Origin of the sequence: Anoxybacillus sp. ST70 (assembly GCF_019553625.1) — a bacterium.
GTDB classification, from domain to species: domain Bacteria; phylum Bacillota; class Bacilli; order Bacillales; family Anoxybacillaceae; genus Anoxybacillus; species Anoxybacillus gonensis.
This window is the reverse complement of the sequence record NZ_JAHZOF010000030.1, coordinates 1-1,026: the sequence shown is the minus strand read 5'-3', so window position 1 is coordinate 1,026 and position 1,026 is coordinate 1. Positions and strand designations below refer to the sequence as shown.

At 47.5% G+C, this 1,026-nt stretch carries 1 protein-coding gene; it reads right to left on the bottom strand.

All coding sequences use genetic code 11. The features are described 5' to 3' along the window. Window position 1: 1 nt before the first annotated feature. Window positions 2–1,026 (bottom strand): IS66 family transposase (gene tnpC / locus K1I43_RS15380; protein WP_220382706.1); only part of this gene is annotated, 1,025 nt, incomplete at its 5' end.

Here is a 1,026-nt window from a genome sequence, read left to right as displayed (position 1 = left end):
CCTAGGTAGCGGAAAGAACTCGATCGATCGTTTCGCCTGCCAACAGAAGACACAACGAGTCCCACACGTTTTTTTCGTGTTTCGTAAGTGTGGAAACGATGCTTCTTGCGATGCAAAACGACTGCGCGAACGTTTCGTCACGAAATGTACCCGAGATGTTCTCTTTGACTTTGACCATGCGAAGATCTCGCTCGGCTTGGTTATTGTCAAAGGGAACATGCACTTCACATAAGAAACGCAGCGCTTCTTCCTTTCGTTTTTGAAGCCGTCGAATAAAAGCGAGTGCTTTTTTCGGAAGAGGTGTCATCGTTTCCAATCGGTGCTGTGCTTTCGCTAGGATACGATCATACACTCGTTCCCATCGTTTCGCTTCTTCTTCGGAAAGTGCACCGTGATGCGCTTCGACTGCCTGTTTGGCGGCTAACAGAAACGTGGTCATGCGCGATGCCCATGTATGGCCTTGTTCGATGAAGCCTTTTAGCTCACGTAAATGATGGGCATGGCAAAGAGCATGTGTGGCTTTCGTGTATCTCGGATACGTACCGAATGCATCATGCATCATCGTCCCTTTGTATTGTGGAAGAATCCCGATCTCATCCGTTGCTTTCTTTCCACGAGAAGCGTGAAAAGCCAAGTACGTATATGTCGACGTACATGCGACATGCACCCATGCGAGTTTACCATTGATGCGCAAACTCGTTTCATCGACATGCAAGATGTTAGAGTCAAGTAAGGCGTCTTCGATCATGTCCATATTGGATTCCAGCGCTTCGCGTCCTCGTTTCACCATATTGGCAAGGGTTCCTGTACTAACCGAGTGTTGATATAACGCTTCGATTGTATCACTTAAACGCTTGTAAGGGATCAATTGGATATGATGCAAATAAACAACGAGCGCAGTAAGACGTGGACCGTATTGCACATGATTCGTGACATGTGGTGGAAACTCCGCTTGTTGCACGCATCGACAATGCGGACATGATTTCACTTCACGCTCATGTTGTGTCACTTCAATCGACACGGGAG